Raw genomic sequence first — 16,166 nt, forward strand, 5'->3', positions numbered from 1 at the left:
TGGCTCCGCTCGCCGACAGCTGGGTCGGGTTCGCCGTGTACCGGATCGTCTTCGGCGAGGGCGAGCGGGTGCCGGACGAGGCGGAGATCGCCGCGTCGGTGGACGCTGCCCTTCGCCTCCGGCTGACCCCGTCCGCCGCCGGACGGTCGCGCCGGGTGGCCGTGCCGGTCACCCACCGGACCCACCGGACAGCGCCCTCGGTGCCCACGGGATCCACCGGACCCACCGGACAGCGCCCTCGGTGCCCACGGGATCCACCGGACCCACCGGACAGCACCCTCGGTGTCCACGGGATCCACCGGACCCACCGACAGCACCCTCGGTGTCCACGGGACCCTTCGACCCACCGCACAGCACCCTCGGTGTCCACGGGATCCACCGGACCCACCGGACAGCACCCTCGGTGTCCACGGGACCCATCGACCCACCGCACAGCACCCTCGGTGTCCACGGGACCCTTCGACCCACCGCACAGCACCCTCGGTGCTCACGGGACCCATCGACCCACCGCACAGCATCGTCGCTGCCTTCCGGACCCGCCGTGCCCCCGTGGCCCCCGGACTCCCTCTGGACCGGGCGTCGGGCGCGTCCCATCCTGGTGGACGCCGCATCCCGCGGACCGACCGGCACCAGTGAGGTGGCCCCCATGACCGTCGTCGATCTAGCCGCCCTCGGCGAGTCCTTCACCCGCGACCCGTACCCCGTCTACGCCCGCTTACGGGCCAGGGGACCGGTCCACCGCATCCGGATGCCGGAGGGGAACACGGAGGCGTGGCTCGTCGTCGGGCACGAGGCCGGGCGGGCCGTGCTGACCGATCCCACGCTCACCAAGGACTGGAGCAAGGCGGCGCCCGCCCTCGGGCTCGGTGCCGTCTCCGCCGGACCGCACATGCTCCGGGCGGACCCGCCCGACCACACCCGGCTGCGGAAACTGGTCGCCCGCGAGTTCACCCCGCGGCGCGTGGAACAGCTCGCCCCGCGCATCCAGCGGACCACCGACGGCCTGGTCGACACCATGCTCGCCGCCCCCGGCGGACGCGTCGACCTGGTGGAGGCGCTGTCCTTCCCGCTGCCCATCACCGTCATCTGCGACCTGCTCGGCGTCCCGGACCTGGACCGCCGCTCCTTCCGGACCTGGTCCAACGACGCGCTCGGCGCCACCGACCCGGCGGACCGGACCGCCGCGGCCACCGCCATGGTCGAGTACCTGACGAAACTGGTCGACGACAAACGCCGGCACCTCGGCGACGACCTGCTGAGCGCCCTGATCCACGGCGCGGACGAGGACGGCGACTCCCTCTCGCCCGAGGAACTCCTCGGCATGGCCTGGCTGCTCCTCGTCGCCGGCCACGAGACCACCGTCAACCTCATCTCCAACGGCGTCCTCGCCCTCCTCACCCATCCGGAGCAACTGGCCGCCCTGCGTGCCGACCCCGGCCTCATGGAGAACGCCGTGGAGGAGATGCTCCGCTACGACTCCCCGGTGGAGACCCCGACGTACCGCTTCACCACCGCACCGCTGACCATCGGCGACACCACCGTCCCCGGCGGCGGCGAACTCGTGCTCGTCGCCCTGGCCGACGCCGGCCGCGACCCCGCCCGCTTCACCGCGCCGGACGACTTCGACATCCGGCGGGACGCCCGCGGTCACCTCGCCTTCGGCCACGGCATCCACTACTGCCTGGGCGCGCCACTGGCCCGGCTGGAGGCCCGTATCGCCCTCGGCACCCTGCTGGAACGCTGCGGCGAACTGGCCTTGGACATCCACCCGGCCGCCGTCACCTGGCGCCCCGGCATGCTGATCCGCGGCCCGTTCAGCCTGCCGGTGCGGGTGGCCCCGTAGGACGGCGTCCCGGGTGCGGAACGGGCCGGGCGGGCCCACGCTGGCAGGGGGACGACCGAGCGCGGTCCGGTACGGAGGAGTGCGGCATGGCGAAGAGCCGGGACGACGGCAAGAGCGCGGGCAAGGGTGCCGGCAAGGCGCTGTCCAAGGGCGACAAGGTCGCCTGGAGCAGCCACGGCAGCGAGACCGAGGGCACGGTCGAGAAGAAGATCACTGAGCGGACGGAAGCGGCCGGCCGCACGGTGGACGCCTCCTCGGACGACCCGCAGTACCAGGTCCGCAGTGACAAGTCGGGCCGGTCGGCGGTGCACAAGCCGTCCGCCCTCAAGAAGAAGAAGTGACCCGGCCGTGAGCGGCGACGGCCACGGCGAGACCTGGGACGACTTCCACGAGCTGGTGAACATGACACCGGCCGACCTGGAGAAGTGGCTGTCCACGGACGCGTCGAAGGACGCCGGACAGCACCGGGACGGCGGGGAGTCCACCGGCCACGCCTCCGGCCGCCGGATCGTGGAGATCCTCCGGTCACGCAAGGGCGACCTCACCGACGACGACTACGCCCACATGCGCAAGGTCGTCGGCTATGTCCGCCGGCACCTGGCCCAGCGGCCGACGGGCGACGTCACGGACACCAAGTGGCGTCACTCGCTGATGAACTGGGGCCACGACCCGCTGGCGTGACCCCGTCCACCGGCCGCGCCCGCGCTCACGCCGACGCGCCCGCGCTCACGCCGACGCGCCCGCGCTCACGCCGACGCGCCCGGCTCCGCCGCCTCCGGCTCCTGCGGCGGATCGCTCAACTGCTCGCGTACGTAGGTCCATACGACGGCGACCAGGGCGGCGACCGGCACGGCCAGCAGGCTGCCCACGATGCCGGCCAGGCTGCCGCCCAGGGTCACCGCCAGCAGGATCACCGCGGCGTGCAGTCCGAGACCGCGGCTCTGGATGATGGGCTGGAAGACGTTCCCCTCCAGCTGCTGCACCACGATGATGATGGCCAGCGCGATCAGCGCGTCCGTCAGGCCGTTGGACACCAGCGCGATGAGCACCGCGACGAACCCGGCGAACAGCGCGCCGATGATGGGCACGAACGCGGAGACGAAGGTCAGCACCGCCAGCGGCAGCACCAGCGGAACCCCCAGGATCCACAGCCCTATCCCGATGAAGACGCCGTCCAGCAGTCCGACGAGCGCCTGCGACCGCACGAACGAGCCGAGCGTGGTCCAGCTGAGGGACGCCACGGCCGGGACGTCGGTGGCGAGCCGGCCGGGCAGCTGCCGGGTCAGCCAGGGCAGGAAGCGCGGCCCGTCCTTGAGGAAGAAGAACATCAGGAACAGCGCCAGCACCGCGGTGACCAGCCCGTTGACCACGGTCCCGACACCCGTGGCGACCGTGTCGACCACACTGCCGACACTGTCCTGGACCCGGGCCATCGCGGCGTCCACCGCGCTGGTGATCTGGGCGTCCTTGATGTTCAGTGGCGGCCCCGCGGCCCAGTCGCGCAGCCGCTGGATGCCCTCGACGACGCCATCGGTCAGTTCGTCGGTCTGTGAGGCCATGGGGACGGCGATCAGCGCGACCACCCCGGCGGCGACCAGCAGGAACGCCACCGTCACAGTGGTCGCGGCCAGCGCGGGGTGCCAGCCGCGCCGGCGCAGGAAACGGGCCGGCGGCCAGGTCAGAGTGGTCAGCAACAGGCCGACGACCAGCGGCCACACGACCGACCACATCCGGCCCAACAGCCAGAGGGCCACCGCGAGCATCACCAGGAGCAACAGCAGATCGAGGGAGAGGCGGGCCCCGGTGCGCAAAGCGGCGCGGGTCCTCGCGGAACTCAACGTGGCAGACATGGGGGTCACCCTATGGGGCCACCTGGCGCAACGACCGACGCCCACCCACCCCCTGGTATGCGGAGCAACAGTGATACATACTGTGGATGTTTGTATCCCGCTGGTGCCGTCCGGTGCCGTCCGGGGGCGTCCGATGGAGGGTCCGATGGACATCGATGAGGCACGGGGCCGGTTCGCGGTCCTGCGCGGCAAGGAATCCGCGGTCTCGGCCGAGGAACTGGACGCCGTCTGGGCCGCGCTGCCCACCGTCCGTGTCGAGGAGATCCTCGGCGCGTGGCGCGGCGGCGAGTTCGACACCGGACACCCGCTGAACGGACGGCTGCGCAAGTCGGGCTGGTACGGCAAGACGTTCCACTCCGCCGCCGACGCCAAGCCCTTGATCATGCGCGGCGAGGACGGACGGCTCCACTCCGACACCACGCTCGGCAAAGGCGAGGCCAGCCTGTGGATGGTCGAGTTCCGGGGCGAGGTGACGGCCACCATGGTCTACGACGGCCAGCCGGTCCTCGACCACTTCAAGGCCGTCGACGACCGCACCCTGATGGGCATCATGAACGGCAAGGGCTTCGGTGACGGGCCCTTCTTCTACTTCTTCCTCGAACGGGACTGAGCGGTCCGCCGTGAGAGCCGCGGTGGTGGAGGCCGTGGGCGGTGGCTTCACCGTCCAGGACGTCGACGTGGACCGGCCCGCGGGCCGCGAGGTGCTGGTGGAGGTGCGGGCGTCCGGCCTCTGCCACACCGACCTGACCCTGGCCACCCACGGCCTGGGACGGCTCACCCCGCCGGTCGTCCTCGGGCACGAGATCGCCGGTGTCGTGGTCGACGTCGGTCCAGGGGCGACCGAGTTCGCCGTCGGCGACCACGTCGTGGGCTGCCTCGTGCAGTGGTGCGGCGACTGCCCGGCCTGCCTGGACGGCCGGAGCCACCAGTGCCTGCGCCCCGGGGCGACCCTGCGCGACCCCGGACGGCAGGGACCCCGGCTGAGCCGCGCCGGCCGGCCCGTCACCCAGGGGATGGGCCTGGGCGGCTTCGCGGAACGGGCCCTCGTCCACGAGAACCAACTGACCGCAGTGCCCCGCCGGTTGCCGTTCACGTCCGCCGCCCTGCTGGGCTGCGGGGTGCTGACCGGCGTGGGGTCCGTGCTCAACGGCGCGCGGGTGCGGGCGGGGGAGACCGTGGCGGTGATCGGCGTGGGAGGCGTCGGGCTCAACGCGGTCGGCGGCGCGGTCGTCGCCGGTGCCGCGCGCATCGTCGCCGTCGACGTCGCCGCGGACAGACTGCGCAGGGCGCGGGAGTTCGGCGCCACGGACGTCGTCGACGCCACCGGGACCGACCCGGTCGCGGCCGTGCGCGAACTGACCGGCGGGGGAGTGCGGCACGCCTTCGACGTCGTCGGTACGGCGGCGACGACGCGTCAGGCGCTCGACATGACCGCGCTCGGCGGCGGGGTCCACGTGGTAGGCCTGGCGGCGGCCGGCGGTGAGCTGACCCTCTCCCTGCCCCGGCTGCTGCTCCAGCAGAAACGCATCCAGGGGCTCATCATGGGCGCGGGCAACCCGCGGCGGGACATCCCGCGCTACGCCGACCTCTGCCTGCGCGGCCTCCTGAACCTCGACGGCCTCGTCTCCCGGCGGATCGCCCTGCACGAGATCGACGCGGGGTACGCGGCCCTCGCCGACCCCGGGGTGGCGCGGGTGGTCGTCACGTCCTTCTGACGACCGCGCGCGTCCCCTCGCCCGCCGCAGGCCGGGGGGTCACGGTCCGCTGCCCTCACCCCAGCTCCACGGGACCCCGCGCCGAGTCCACCGTGCACGAGAACCCCACCGGCCCCGCGCTCAGCGGCAGTCCGGTGCCCAGCGCCGCGAGGAGCGGGCGGATCTCGTCCGGGTCCGGAGCCGTCGCGGTCAGCGACAGCAGTCGCGTCACCGGAAGTCCGGCCGAGGGGTGGGCGGTGTCACCCCAGTCGATGAGGAACGGCACCAGACCGGACGGGTGGGCGCTGTCGCCGTCGGTCAGCCGCCAGGACAGCAGACTGCCGTCGGGCCGCCGGCGGCTCATCGGCCGTACGGGGCCCGGGTCGTAGCCCCGGGCGCGGGCCGCGGCCACCGCCGCGTCCAGGTCCGGAGGACGGATCGCCCAGGTCACGATGTGCGGCGCGGTGATCCCGTCCACACCGAACGGGCGGGGGCCGTCGGGCGTGGCCTGCTCCGGGTCCGGCCCGACGATCTCCAGGTAACCGGTGCCGCCCAGCGACACCAGGAAATTGCGGGTGCCGCGCCCGACGTGCACCCCGCCGGGCGCGGGCGCCACACCGGTGCGCCGGGTGAAGTCGGCGACCGTCGCGGCCAGGTCCGGGGTGGCGAGGACGAGGTGGTCCAGAAGAGCGGGATGGCTGTCCATCGCACGGAGGGTACGCAGCACCGGTCCGCGTGTCGATCGCGTGTTCGGCAATGCGCCACGCGGCGCCCGGACCCCCCGGCGGAACCGGCCGTGATTCATAGGATTCTCATCCCTCACCCATGGCGGTCCCCAGGGTTGCCCACGTTAGGGTCAACTAAACATCAGGGGGGTTCACGATCACGGACAGTTGTCAACAGGAGGCGGCCCGGTGCCGATGTCGAACGGTACGAGGACGGACATGCGCCGGGTGGCGCGCGGCATACGGCGGCGCCTGAGCCGGCTCGCGGAACCCCCGGTGCCCCGGACCGCCCACCGGCTCGTACCGGATCCGGTGTTCCTCATCTCCTCCGTGCGCTCCGGCTCCACCCTGCTGCGGGTGCTCCTCAACAGCCACCCGGAGATCCGCGCCCCGCACGAGATGCATCTGCGCACCCTCACGGTCGATCTGACCAAGCCGTACACCGAGAAGGCGATGACGGAACTCCAGCTCGACCGGCGCGAGCTGGAACACCTGCTGTGGGACCGCGTCCTCCACCGCGAACTGGTGCGCAGCGGCAAGAAGGTCATCGTCGACAAGACGCCCGGCAACGCCGGGGTGTGGGAGCGGCTGCACGAGGGCTGGCCCGGCGCCAGGTACCTCTTCCTGCTGCGCCACCCCGCCTCCATGGTCAGTTCCCTGATCAACAACCGTCCGGACCGCGACCTCGATGCCACCGTCCGGGAGGTGCGCGGCTATGTCGAGGCGGTGGAGGCGGCCCGCGCCGCGCTGCCCGGTCTGACCGTCCGCTACGAGGAGCTGACCGAGCGGCCGGAGCGGACCACCCAGGAGATCTGCGCCTTCCTCGGCGTCGCCTGGACGCCCGCCATGCTGGAGTACCGCAGGGGCGACCACGGGCCGTTCGTCCCCTTCATCGGTGACTGGAGCGACAACATCAAGTCCGGTGCCATCCAGAAGGCCCGGCCGCTGCCCGCCCCGGCGGACGTGCCGGCGCCCCTGCGCGACATCGCCCGCGCCTGGGACTATCCCTGCTGAACCTCCCCGCGGAAGCGGTGACCCGGAGCGGACCGGCGCCCACGCCGGTCCGCTCTCCTGTGGGGAACCGGTGAATGTCCGTAGAAAGCCGTTTCTGGAATCAGCGACCCGGACTCTGTAACCGCACAGACTCTTGCCTGTATCTCGCCCGTCACCCTATTCTCCCCACGCGGTAAGCGCTTTCTTGATGCGCGGCGCATCGTCACGTGCGGAAACCGCTCGACGCAACGGCTCGCACCACCGCTCGGCACAACCCCCCGGCACCACATCTGGTAGGCGAAGAGGCAAGGGAGTGCGAAAATGAGACGACGAGTCGCGCTGCGGCTGTCCGCGGCGCTGGGCACGCTGGCCCTGGCGGCCGCTACCGGCGCGGTCCTGACGGCGCCGGAGGCCACGGCGGTCGTCACCGCCGGCGCCACCGGCTACGCGACGCAGAACGGCGGCACCACCGGCGGCGCGGGCGGCCGGACCGTACGGGCCACCACCGGCACCGCCATCCACCAGGCCCTGTGCGGCCGCGCCGCCGCCGACACCCCGATCGTCATCGAGGTCGAGGGCACCATCAACCACGGCAACACCACCAAGGTGTCCGGCGGCAGTTGCAGCACCGCCGCCGACAAGATCGAGCTGAAGCAGGTCAGCAACATCACCATCGTCGGCGTCGGCAGCGGTGCCGTCTTCGACCAACTGGGCATCCACATCCGGGAGTCCAGCAACATCATCATCCAGAACGTCACCGTCAGGAACGTCAAGAAGTCCGGATCACCCCTCTCCAACGGCGGCGACGCCATCGGCATGGAGAGCGACGTCCGCAACGTCTGGGTCGACCACACCACCCTGGAGGCGTCGGGCGGGGAGTCCGAGGGTTACGACGGACTCTTCGACATGAAGGACAACACCCAGTACGTGACGCTGTCCTACAGCACCCTGCGCAACTCCGGCCGCGGCGGCCTCATCGGGTCCAGCGAGAGCGACGTCTCCAACGGGTACATCACCTTCCACCACAACCTGTACGAGAACATCGACTCCCGCGCGCCCCTGCTGCGCGGCGGCACCGCCCACATGTACAACAACCACTACCTGAGCCTGAACGAGTCCGGCATCAACTCCCGGGCCGGCGCCAAGGCCAGGGTGGACAACAACTACTTCGAGGACTCCAAGGACGTCCTCGGCACCTTCTACACCGACCAGGCCGGCTACTGGCAGGTCAGCGGCAACGTCTACGACAACGTGACCTGGTCAGCCCCGGGCGAGGACACCGACCCGGCCGGCCCCGACCCCGAGTCGAACACCACGGTGAACATCCCCTACGCGTACACCCTGGACCAGGCGTCCTGCGTGCCGGACATCGTGCGCCAGACCGCCGGCGCGGGCAAGGGACTCAAGGTGTCGGACGGCAGCTGCACACCGCAGACGCCCACCGACCCCACTCCGGACCCGACCGACCCCACCGACCCGGCCGAGCCGACGCCCGGGCCCACCGCCCCGGGCGGGACCAACCTCAGCCTCGGCGCCGGCGCCGACGGCTCCAGCAAGGCGAGCGGGACCAGTTACGGCCATGTGCGCGACGGTGACCTGGGCACCTACTGGTCGCCGAACGGCACGACCGGCTCCGTCTCCGTCAAGTGGGGTTCCGCCACGACCGTCTCCACGGTCGTCGTCCGGGAGACCACGGCCACCGCCGGCCGGATCGGCTCCTGGCGGGTCCGCAACGGCGACACGGGCGCCGTCCTGGCCTCGGGCAGCGGAGCGGGTGTCATCACCTTCCCCGCCACCTCCCTGCGCAAGATCACCTTCGAGATCACCGGCGCCGGCGGGACGCCGCAGGTCGCCGAGGTGGAGACATACGCCGGCTGACCGCCGGCGGCCACCGCCCCCGCCCGTCCGGAACCGGCCTCCCCGGTTCCGGACGGGCGGGGGCGGCGCGCACATCTCCTTGTGACCGCCTCCCGTACCTGGATAGCGTGGCCGCCGCCGCCCACCCAGGGCCGATGCCGGAAGGGAACACCGTGCGGGTCAGCCTCAGAGACGTCGCCGCGCACGCGGGGGTCTCCGTCAAGACCGTCTCCAACGTGGTGAACGACTACCAGCACGTCACCCCCGCCATGCGGGCCCGCGTCCAGCGGTCCATCGACGCCCTCGGCTACCGGCCCAACCTGGCCGCCCGGCACCTGCGCAAGGGACGCACCGGCATCATCGCCCTCGCCCTGCCCGAACTGGGCAATCCCTACTTCGCCGAGCTGGCCGCCGCCGTCATCGACAGCGCCGCCGCACACGACTACACCGTGCTGCTCGACCACACCGGCGGACGCCGCGAACAGGAACTCCTGGTCTGCCGGGGCTTCCGCGCCCGGGTGATCGACGGACTGATCCTCAGCCCCATCGAGCTGGAGGCCGAGGACCTCGGCGACCGCGCGGAGAACGTGCCGCTGGTGCTGCTCGGCGAGCGCGAGTACGACCTGCCGTACGACCACATCGCCATCGACAACGTCGCCGCCGCCCGCGCCGCCGTCCGGCACCTGATCGGCCTGGGCCGCCGGGAGGTGGCGTTCATCGGCGCCCGGCGGGGCCGCAGCGAACCCGCCCAGCTCCGGGTCCGCGGCTGGCGCGAGGAGCTGACCGCCGCCGGACTCCCCTCCGACGCGGGGCTCGTCGCCGCCACCGACGGCTGGGGGCACGCGGACGGGGAGGCCGCCATGATCCGCCTGCTGGACTCCGGCCGGCGCCCCGACGCGGTCTTCGCCTACAACGACCCGATGGCCATCGGTGCCATGCGCGCGCTCCACGCCAGGGGCGTCCGGGTCCCCGAGGACATCGCGGTGGCCGGCTTCGACGACGTGGTGGAGGGGCGGTTCGCGGCGGTGAGCCTCACCTCCGTCTCCCCGGACAAGGAGGCCATCGGCCGGCTGGCGGTGGAGTCCGTGCTGGCCCGGCTCGGCGGCGGGACGCCCGCACCCCGGCGGGTCCGGGCCGGTCACCGCCTGGCGGAACGCGAGAGCACGCTGGGCCGGGCGGGCGCGTTCGGCGCGCCCGGCCGCGACACATGATGTCCACGAGGCGCCCGGCCCGCCGGTGACCGTCGACGGCCGTCCGCTCCACGCCGGCACCGGCACCGGCACCGGCACCGGCACCGGCACCGGCACCACCCGTGTCCCCGGACTGCGGGTGACCGCCCCCTGGGACGACGGCATCGTTCCCGCCGAGCCGGAACCGCGCCACTTCCGCGGCAGGTGGTGCCTCGTGGCCCGCACGGGCGACTGCGCCAGGAAGGCCGGCTCCTTCACGCTGGTCAGCCAGGACGGGGTGGGGGGCCCCTGCCGCCTGGTCGAGGGAAACCTGGAGGAGCCCTTCGGCGACTCCTCCCGCTGGTCCGGCGCCGCGCGCGTCGACGCCGCCGCCGTGCCCGGCGTCGTACGGCCGGAACGGGCCGGTCCCGAAGGCGACCGGCTGTGCGTACGGCGGCGGAAGCGGTCCCGGCGTGAGCCGTCGGCACGGGCACCCTCCCATCGGGCCGGCCGGCGACGATGGCTTTCTTGACATAGGTATGTCTCCATATTTATTCTCTCCGTATGCCCGAGGAGAACGCGTCCGCGCAGGACACCGACCACGTGGCCGCGCGGCTCGTGGCGTGCCTGCCGGGGCTGGCCCGGGCCCTCGACCGCCAGGTCGCGCAGGACTACGCGCACCCCAAGCCGCCCGAGGCGCAGCTCGCCCTGCTGCGGCACGTCGAGGACAACGACGGCACCACCGTCCGCGCGGCGGCCGAGGCCCTGCTGATGAAGCCGAACAACGTCAGCGCGCTGGTCACCCAGCTCACCGAGCAGGGCCTGCTGGAACGCCGGCGGGACACCGCCGACAAGCGGGTCGCGCACCTGCACCTCACGGTCTTCGCCCGGCAGCGGCTCGCCGAGGTCGAGCGCCTGATGAGCGCCCACCTCGGGAGCGCCCTGCGCGCGCTCACCGACGGCGAGAAGGACGCCCTCGGCGCGGCCCTGGGCGCCCTCACGGCACTCGAACGGCACGTGCGCCCGCGCCGCTGACCATCCGCCCCGGACCCTCGCGGACCGGGGCCGTCAGGACGTGCCGCGCCGCCCCGGACAAGGGATACGCCCTGGTCGGGGCCCCGTCCTGTTCCCCCCCTGGGCTCTCCCACCTGTGTGAACGCCGCACGGGGGACCGCCCGATCGGACTCTTCCCCGCTCTACAGAAGGACACGCACAGCCATGCCCTCCGCCGCCACCGGCACCTCCGCTCCGCCGACCCCCGCCCCCGCCGCGGACCGCCCCCGCGGGCGGCGGTCCAACCCGTGGCTGACGCTGATCGCCGTCGCCTTCGGCCTGTTCATGGTCGGCCTGGACGGCTCGGTCGTCTCCATCGCCAACCCCGAGATCGGCCGCGACCTGGGCGCCTCCACCTCCGACCTGCAATGGGTCACCAACTCCTACCTGCTGGCCCTCGCCGCCGCGCTGATCCTCGGCGGCAAGCTCGGCGACCGCTTCGGCCGCCGCACCTTCTACCTCGTCGGCGTCGCCGGCTTCACCGTCGCCTCCGTCGCCATCGGACTCGCCGGGTCGATCGAGGGCGTCATCGCCTTCCGCGCCGTCCAGGGCTTCTTCGGCGCCCTGCTGATGCCCAACACCCTCGGCATGCTCCGGGCCGTCTTCCCGCCCAGGAAGTTCGGCATGGCGGTCGGCATCTGGGCCATGGTCTCCTCGGTCTCCACCGCCCTCGGCCCCATCGTCGGCGGGCTGCTCGTGCAGCACGTCAGCTGGGAGTCCGTCTTCTACATCAACGCGCCCATCGGCGTCATCGCCCTCGTCTTCAGCCTGATCGTCCTGCCGCAGACCAGGAACAGCGCCGCCGCCGACGAGAAGTTCGACATCCTCGGCGTCGTCCTGCTGGCCCTCGGACTGCTCGCCATCGTCTTCGGCGTCGTCAAGGGCGAGACCTGGGGCTGGACCTCGGGCGGCACCCTGGGCTCCATCGCCGCCGGTGTGGTGATCGTGCTGGTCTTCGGCTTCTGGGAGACCCGGGTCGCCTCCCCGCTGCTGCCCATGCGCCTCTTCCGCAGCCGCGCGCTGACCATCGGCACGTTCGTCACCGCGCTCAACTTCTTCGTCCTGCTCGGCGTGATCTTCTTCGTCATGCTCTACCTCCAGAGCGTGCGCGGCTTCAGCCCCGTCGAGGCCGGTGTGCGCACCCTGCCGCTCAGCCTCGCCTCCGTCGTGGCCTCCCCGCTCGGCGCCGCGCTCACCGACCGGTTCGGACCTCGGCTGACCATGCCGCTCGGCATGGGCCTGCAGGCGGTCGCCTGCTTCGTCATGCTCGGCTGGAGCGCGGACTCCTCCTACACCGTCATGTGGCCGCCGTTCATCGCGCTCGGCCTCGGCGTCGGCATGGTGATGTCCTCCTCCTCGGACGCCATCGTCGGCAACGCCCCGGTCCGCGACGGCGGAGTCGCGGGCGGTCTCCAGGCCACCGCCCTGCAGATCGGCGGCGCGCTCGGCACCTCCGTACTGGTGTCGCTCATCAGCAGCCGGGTGAGCTCCACGCTCACCGGTGAACTGACCTCCGCCGGCGTGCCGTCGGCCGCCGCCGCCGGGTTCGGCGAGGCGACGGACGCGGTCGCCATGGGCGTCGCCCCCGTCTCCGCGGACATGCCCGCCCGGCTCCGGGACGCCGTCGTGGAAGGCAGCCACCAGGCGTTCATGAACGGGGTGCACACCGCCGTGCTCGTCGCCGGCGTGCTGTGCGTCATCGGCGCCCTGGTGGCCGTCGCCGGGGTGCGCCGCACCGCGCAGCCGCACGCCGCCTGACCGATCCTGGCCGAACCTGACCGAAGGAGACCGCGCGCCCGCATCCGCCTCGAACGGCGGGCGCGGGCGCGCCGTCTCGGGGTACCCGAAGGGGTATGAGGAACGAACGAACCCGGCCCGAGAGCCGGAAGACGGCCGCGGCACGGGCCGCGGGAACCATGAACCTGATGCGCTGGTTCCGGTGGGTCGCCTCGCTGCTGACGGTCGGTTGGGTCCTGTCCTGGGTGAACAGCGTGATCACGGGTGCACAGGGCCACGACCGGTGGTGGCCGCTGCTCAGCGCCTTCCTGTGGGCCGGTCTGTCCGTGTACGCCTTCGTCACCTACCGCTCGGCGGGACGCTCGCTGCGCCTGTGGTGACACGGCGCCGGTGAGACGGTGACCTCCCCGTCCTTCTCCCGCGGACCGGGCCGGAACTCGCCCGGTGCCCCGGCCGTTGAGCGGGAACAGGGGCCGTCGCCGGACGGTCCGGCACGCGTGGACGGAGGGGGCCGGGGGTGGGGGAGAGGCCGCGACCGCCGCTGCCCCGGCCGCGTGGCTCCGCCTGGCGCCGGGGGCGGGTGCTCGCCGCGACCGCGGTGCTGACCGGCGGACTCCTGCTGTTCCACGGGGCCGTGCCCGACTCCCCGGTCCGGCTCGGCAGCCTGCTGGAGAGCTTCCTGCCCTGGCTCGGCCTGGTGACCGCGGTGCTGCTCGCCCTGGCCCTGCTGCGCCGTTCGGCCACCGCGGCCCTGGCGGCCCTGCTCCCTCTGGTGGCCTGGACGGCCCACTTCGGCGCGCTCCTGCGGCCCGGCGCCGACCATGAGCGCCCATGCGGTCTGCTGGTGGTGCAGCACAACGCGAGCGACGAGAACCCCGACCCGGCGGGCACCGCCCGCGCCCTGGCCGCCGCCGGCCCCGACCTCATAGCCCTGGAGGAACTGCTCCCGCCGGCCCTCCAGGCGTACGAGGACGCCCTCGCCCCCGAGTTCCCGTACCACGCCGTCCGCGGCACCGTCGGCATCTGGTCGCGGCACCCGCTCACCGGGACCCGGCAGATCGACATCCGGCCCGAGGGCGTCGACGGGTCCTGGAACCGCGCCCTGCGGACCGTGGTCCGCACCCCGTACGGCGACCTCGCCGCGTACGTCGCCCACCTGCCCTCGGTCCGGCTCGGCGCGACCGGCCTCGCCTCCGCCCGGCGCGACGAGAGCGCCGGTCTCCTCGGCGCGGCCCTCGACGCCGAGGACCAGGACCGCGTCCTGCTGCTCGGCGACCTGAACGGCACGGTCGACGACGGCGGCCTGGCCCCGCTGACCTCCCGGCTGGACGGGCCAGACCGCGGCTTCGCCTTCAGCTTCCCGGCCCGCCTCCCGCTGGCCCGCATCGACCAGATCATGGCCGCGTCGGCCACCGTCGGGCCCATCCGGACCCTGCCCGCCACCGGCAGCGACCACCTGCCGGTCGCCGCCCGGATCACCCCGGCCTGAAGAGGGACGGCGAGACGTGGGGGACGTCCGGCGCGGCGCCCCCCACGACCCCCCGCAAGACCCGGGCGTTCCCTGACGGCACGTCAGCCCCACAGCTCGCGAAGCGCGGCGTTCACCTCGGCCGGCCGCTGGGTGTGCGGGTAGTAACCGGGCACCCGCAGCAGCCGGGCGCCGACCGCCCCGGCCACCGCCTCCGCGCACGCGATCAGCGGCTCACCGGCGTATGCGCGGTACGGCTCGGGCGCGCCCTCCCAGGTGCCGCAGACCACCAGCGTCGGCCAGGGCGCGGTCCGCAGCGGTTCCAGCGGCACCCGCGCCTCCCAGACGGGACGTTCCCGCATCGACGTGGCCACCGCGCGCAGCCGCCGCTCGGTGGGCTCCGGCATGGGCAGCCCGAGGCCCTCGGTGGAGGCGCGCAGATAGTCCTCCGGGGTGACCGAGTCCGGCAGCGGCGGGTTCCGCGCCACCCGCCGCAGCATGGCCTCCACCACCGGGTGCCCGGCGCTGGCCGAGAACGCCGAGGGCTGGATCAGGGCCAGGGACCGCACCAGGCCGGGCCGGCGGCCCGCGGCGAGCATGGCCGCCAGCCCGCCGTGGCCGTGGCCGACCAGGTGCGCGCCGCCCTCCTGCCGGGCCAGCAGCTCCACGAGGTCGTCGGCGTCGGTGTCGAAGTCGCTGCGCCCGGTGCCCGGAGTGCGCCCGTAGCCGCGCCGGTCCACGAGCAGCAGCCGGTAGCGGCGGGCCAGCGGCCGCTGCGCCGCGAATCCGTAGGCGTCGTCGTCACCCCACGTGAAGACGGAGTGCGCGAACACCACCGGGGCTCCCGCCCCGCCCGTCTCGTCCCACACCGTCCGGTGCACGTCGGTCACGGCGGGCCCTCGCTGTCGTCAGAGGTCGTCACAGGTCCGGCGCACATACCCGGGGCGTCCCGCCGGCAGGACGTCCAGATCGCGCCGTACCACACTGATCTCCCCGCCCCAGCCCTCGCAAGCCCGCTTCAGGCCCCTCTCCTCGTACTCGATCACCAGCACCTCGTCGCCGAACGCCGCGGTGTAGGCGTCGCACTCGTCGTACTGGCCGCACTCCTCCACCACGGCGAAGTCGAGGCCGACCTCCTCGCGGTCCGCGGCCAGTTCGGCGGTGTTCTTCTGGCCGATGGCCAGGCCCTCGTCATGGGCGTGCGCGGCGAGCAGCCCGAGGAACGCCTTGGCGTCGGCCGCGCTCAGCAGGCCCCCGGGGGCACGGGTGTAGCTGTCGTAGTTGTCCGGTTCCACCGCGTCGAAGCCCCGGGCGGCGCAGTCGTCGATCCAGCCGTTCACCTTCGCGGCGATCCGCTCCCGTTTGGCGGCGGTGCCGATGTCGAGCATGGCCTCGCCCCATTCCTCGTCCATCACCACGTGCCCGTCGCCGTCGCGCAGCAGGAGGTCGGGGTCCCACTCCCGTTCGGCGTCGGGCTGGGCCTGGAAGGCGTTGACGTAGCAGATGGTGTAGCGGCCGGCGGCGGGCTTCGCGGTGTGGTCGCGGACGACCACACGGACGTCGTCGGCCGGGGTGTACGGGCCGCCGAGCTGGTAGTCGAACCCGGTGCGGGCGGGCGGCGGCGTCACGGCGTCCGCGGCCCGCGCGTCGCGCACGGCGCCGCCCGAACACGCCGTGCCGAGCAGGGCGGTGAGGGCGGCCGTCACCGTGAGGACGAGGGTGGACGGACGGGAGGGGACCCGGTGGCTGCGCATGACTGACGAAACTCCCACTGGTG

General features: G+C 73.1%; 17 protein-coding genes. 13 read left to right on the forward strand and 4 right to left on the reverse strand.

Features of this window, described 5'->3' with window-relative positions:
• Positions 1–646: 646 nt before the first annotated feature.
• The 3 genes from Sdagh_RS35485 (at position 647) to Sdagh_RS35495 (ending at position 2,524) form a co-directional block, all read left to right on the forward strand.
• Complete coding sequence (locus Sdagh_RS35485) at positions 647–1,843, forward strand: cytochrome P450 family protein (protein WP_190010825.1); 1,197 nt, start codon at positions 647–649, stop codon at positions 1,841–1,843.
• Between the two features lie 86 nt (positions 1,844–1,929).
• Positions 1,930–2,184, forward strand: coding sequence for a hypervirulence associated TUDOR domain-containing protein (locus tag Sdagh_RS35490; RefSeq protein ID WP_189414321.1), 255 nt, complete (start codon positions 1,930–1,932; stop codon positions 2,182–2,184).
• A 7-nt stretch (positions 2,185–2,191) separates the two neighbouring features.
• Positions 2,192–2,524, forward strand: a complete 333-nt coding sequence (locus Sdagh_RS35495; RefSeq protein ID WP_226536203.1) for a DUF3140 domain-containing protein — start codon at positions 2,192–2,194, stop codon at positions 2,522–2,524.
• Between the two features lie 65 nt (positions 2,525–2,589).
• On the opposite strand, the gene Sdagh_RS35500 is transcribed toward Sdagh_RS35495, so the two are convergent.
• Positions 2,590–3,693: an AI-2E family transporter gene (locus Sdagh_RS35500; protein WP_190010824.1), complete on the reverse strand. Its 1,104-nt coding sequence runs from the start codon at positions 3,691–3,693 to the stop codon at positions 2,590–2,592.
• Between the two features lie 145 nt (positions 3,694–3,838).
• Here Sdagh_RS35500 and Sdagh_RS35505 point away from each other — a divergent pair, with 145 nt between their 5' ends.
• Positions 3,839–4,303 carry a DUF4334 domain-containing protein gene (locus Sdagh_RS35505; protein ID WP_189414323.1) on the forward strand — a complete coding sequence of 155 codons (465 nt, stop codon included), beginning with the start codon at positions 3,839–3,841 and terminating at the stop codon, positions 4,301–4,303.
• A 10-nt stretch (positions 4,304–4,313) separates the two neighbouring features.
• Positions 4,314–5,408 (forward strand): zinc-binding dehydrogenase, encoded by a 1,095-nt coding sequence (locus Sdagh_RS35510; protein ID WP_189414324.1) that lies wholly within the window; start codon positions 4,314–4,316, stop codon positions 5,406–5,408.
• A 55-nt stretch (positions 5,409–5,463) separates the two neighbouring features.
• Here the strand turns inward: Sdagh_RS35510 and Sdagh_RS35515 are convergent, their stop codons facing one another.
• Positions 5,464–6,093, reverse strand: a complete 630-nt coding sequence (locus Sdagh_RS35515; protein ID WP_190076533.1) for a VOC family protein — start codon at positions 6,091–6,093, stop codon at positions 5,464–5,466.
• A 214-nt stretch (positions 6,094–6,307) separates the two neighbouring features.
• Between Sdagh_RS35515 and Sdagh_RS35520 the strand changes: the two genes are divergently transcribed.
• From Sdagh_RS35520 to Sdagh_RS35555, 8 genes are all read left to right on the forward strand, one after another.
• Positions 6,308–7,126 carry a sulfotransferase family protein gene (locus Sdagh_RS35520; protein ID WP_226536205.1) on the forward strand — a complete coding sequence of 273 codons (819 nt, stop codon included), beginning with the start codon at positions 6,308–6,310 and terminating at the stop codon, positions 7,124–7,126.
• Between the two features lie 300 nt (positions 7,127–7,426).
• Entirely contained in the window at positions 7,427–8,983 is a 1,557-nt protein-coding gene (locus Sdagh_RS35525) for a pectate lyase family protein (protein WP_190076534.1), read from the forward strand.
• Between the two features lie 152 nt (positions 8,984–9,135).
• A complete protein-coding gene (locus tag Sdagh_RS35530; protein WP_190076569.1) occupies positions 9,136–10,173 on the forward strand; it encodes a LacI family DNA-binding transcriptional regulator in 1,038 nt (345 codons plus the stop codon).
• Positions 10,174–10,198: 25 nt separating this feature from the next.
• Positions 10,199–10,663: a hypothetical protein gene (locus Sdagh_RS37110; protein WP_190076535.1), complete on the forward strand. Its 465-nt coding sequence runs from the start codon at positions 10,199–10,201 to the stop codon at positions 10,661–10,663.
• A 32-nt stretch (positions 10,664–10,695) separates the two neighbouring features.
• Entirely contained in the window at positions 10,696–11,166 is a 471-nt protein-coding gene (locus Sdagh_RS35540; protein WP_189414329.1) for a MarR family winged helix-turn-helix transcriptional regulator, read from the forward strand.
• A gap of 183 nt (positions 11,167–11,349) precedes the next feature.
• On the forward strand, positions 11,350–12,942 hold the full coding sequence (locus Sdagh_RS35545) for an MFS transporter (protein ID WP_190076536.1): 1,593 nt from the start codon (positions 11,350–11,352) through the stop codon (positions 12,940–12,942).
• Positions 12,943–13,037: 95 nt separating this feature from the next.
• Positions 13,038–13,301 carry a hypothetical protein gene (locus Sdagh_RS35550; protein ID WP_226536207.1) on the forward strand — a complete coding sequence of 88 codons (264 nt, stop codon included), beginning with the start codon at positions 13,038–13,040 and terminating at the stop codon, positions 13,299–13,301.
• Positions 13,302–13,462: 161 nt separating this feature from the next.
• The gene (locus Sdagh_RS35555; RefSeq protein ID WP_372478504.1) at positions 13,463–14,410 is read left to right on the forward strand and encodes an endonuclease/exonuclease/phosphatase family protein; all 948 of its coding nucleotides are present in this window, start codon (positions 13,463–13,465) and stop codon (positions 14,408–14,410) included.
• Positions 14,411–14,493: 83 nt separating this feature from the next.
• Here the strand turns inward: Sdagh_RS35555 and Sdagh_RS35560 are convergent, their stop codons facing one another.
• The gene (locus Sdagh_RS35560; RefSeq protein WP_189414331.1) at positions 14,494–15,279 is read right to left on the reverse strand and encodes an alpha/beta fold hydrolase; all 786 of its coding nucleotides are present in this window, start codon (positions 15,277–15,279) and stop codon (positions 14,494–14,496) included.
• Between the two features lie 18 nt (positions 15,280–15,297).
• Positions 15,298–16,143 (reverse strand): endo alpha-1,4 polygalactosaminidase, encoded by an 846-nt coding sequence (locus tag Sdagh_RS35565; RefSeq protein WP_189414332.1) that lies wholly within the window; start codon positions 16,141–16,143, stop codon positions 15,298–15,300.
• Between the last annotated feature and the right edge of the window lie 23 nt (positions 16,144–16,166).

Origin of the sequence: Streptomyces daghestanicus (assembly GCF_020521275.1) — a bacterium.
Taxonomy (GTDB): domain Bacteria; phylum Actinomycetota; class Actinomycetes; order Streptomycetales; family Streptomycetaceae; genus Streptomyces; species Streptomyces griseoviridis.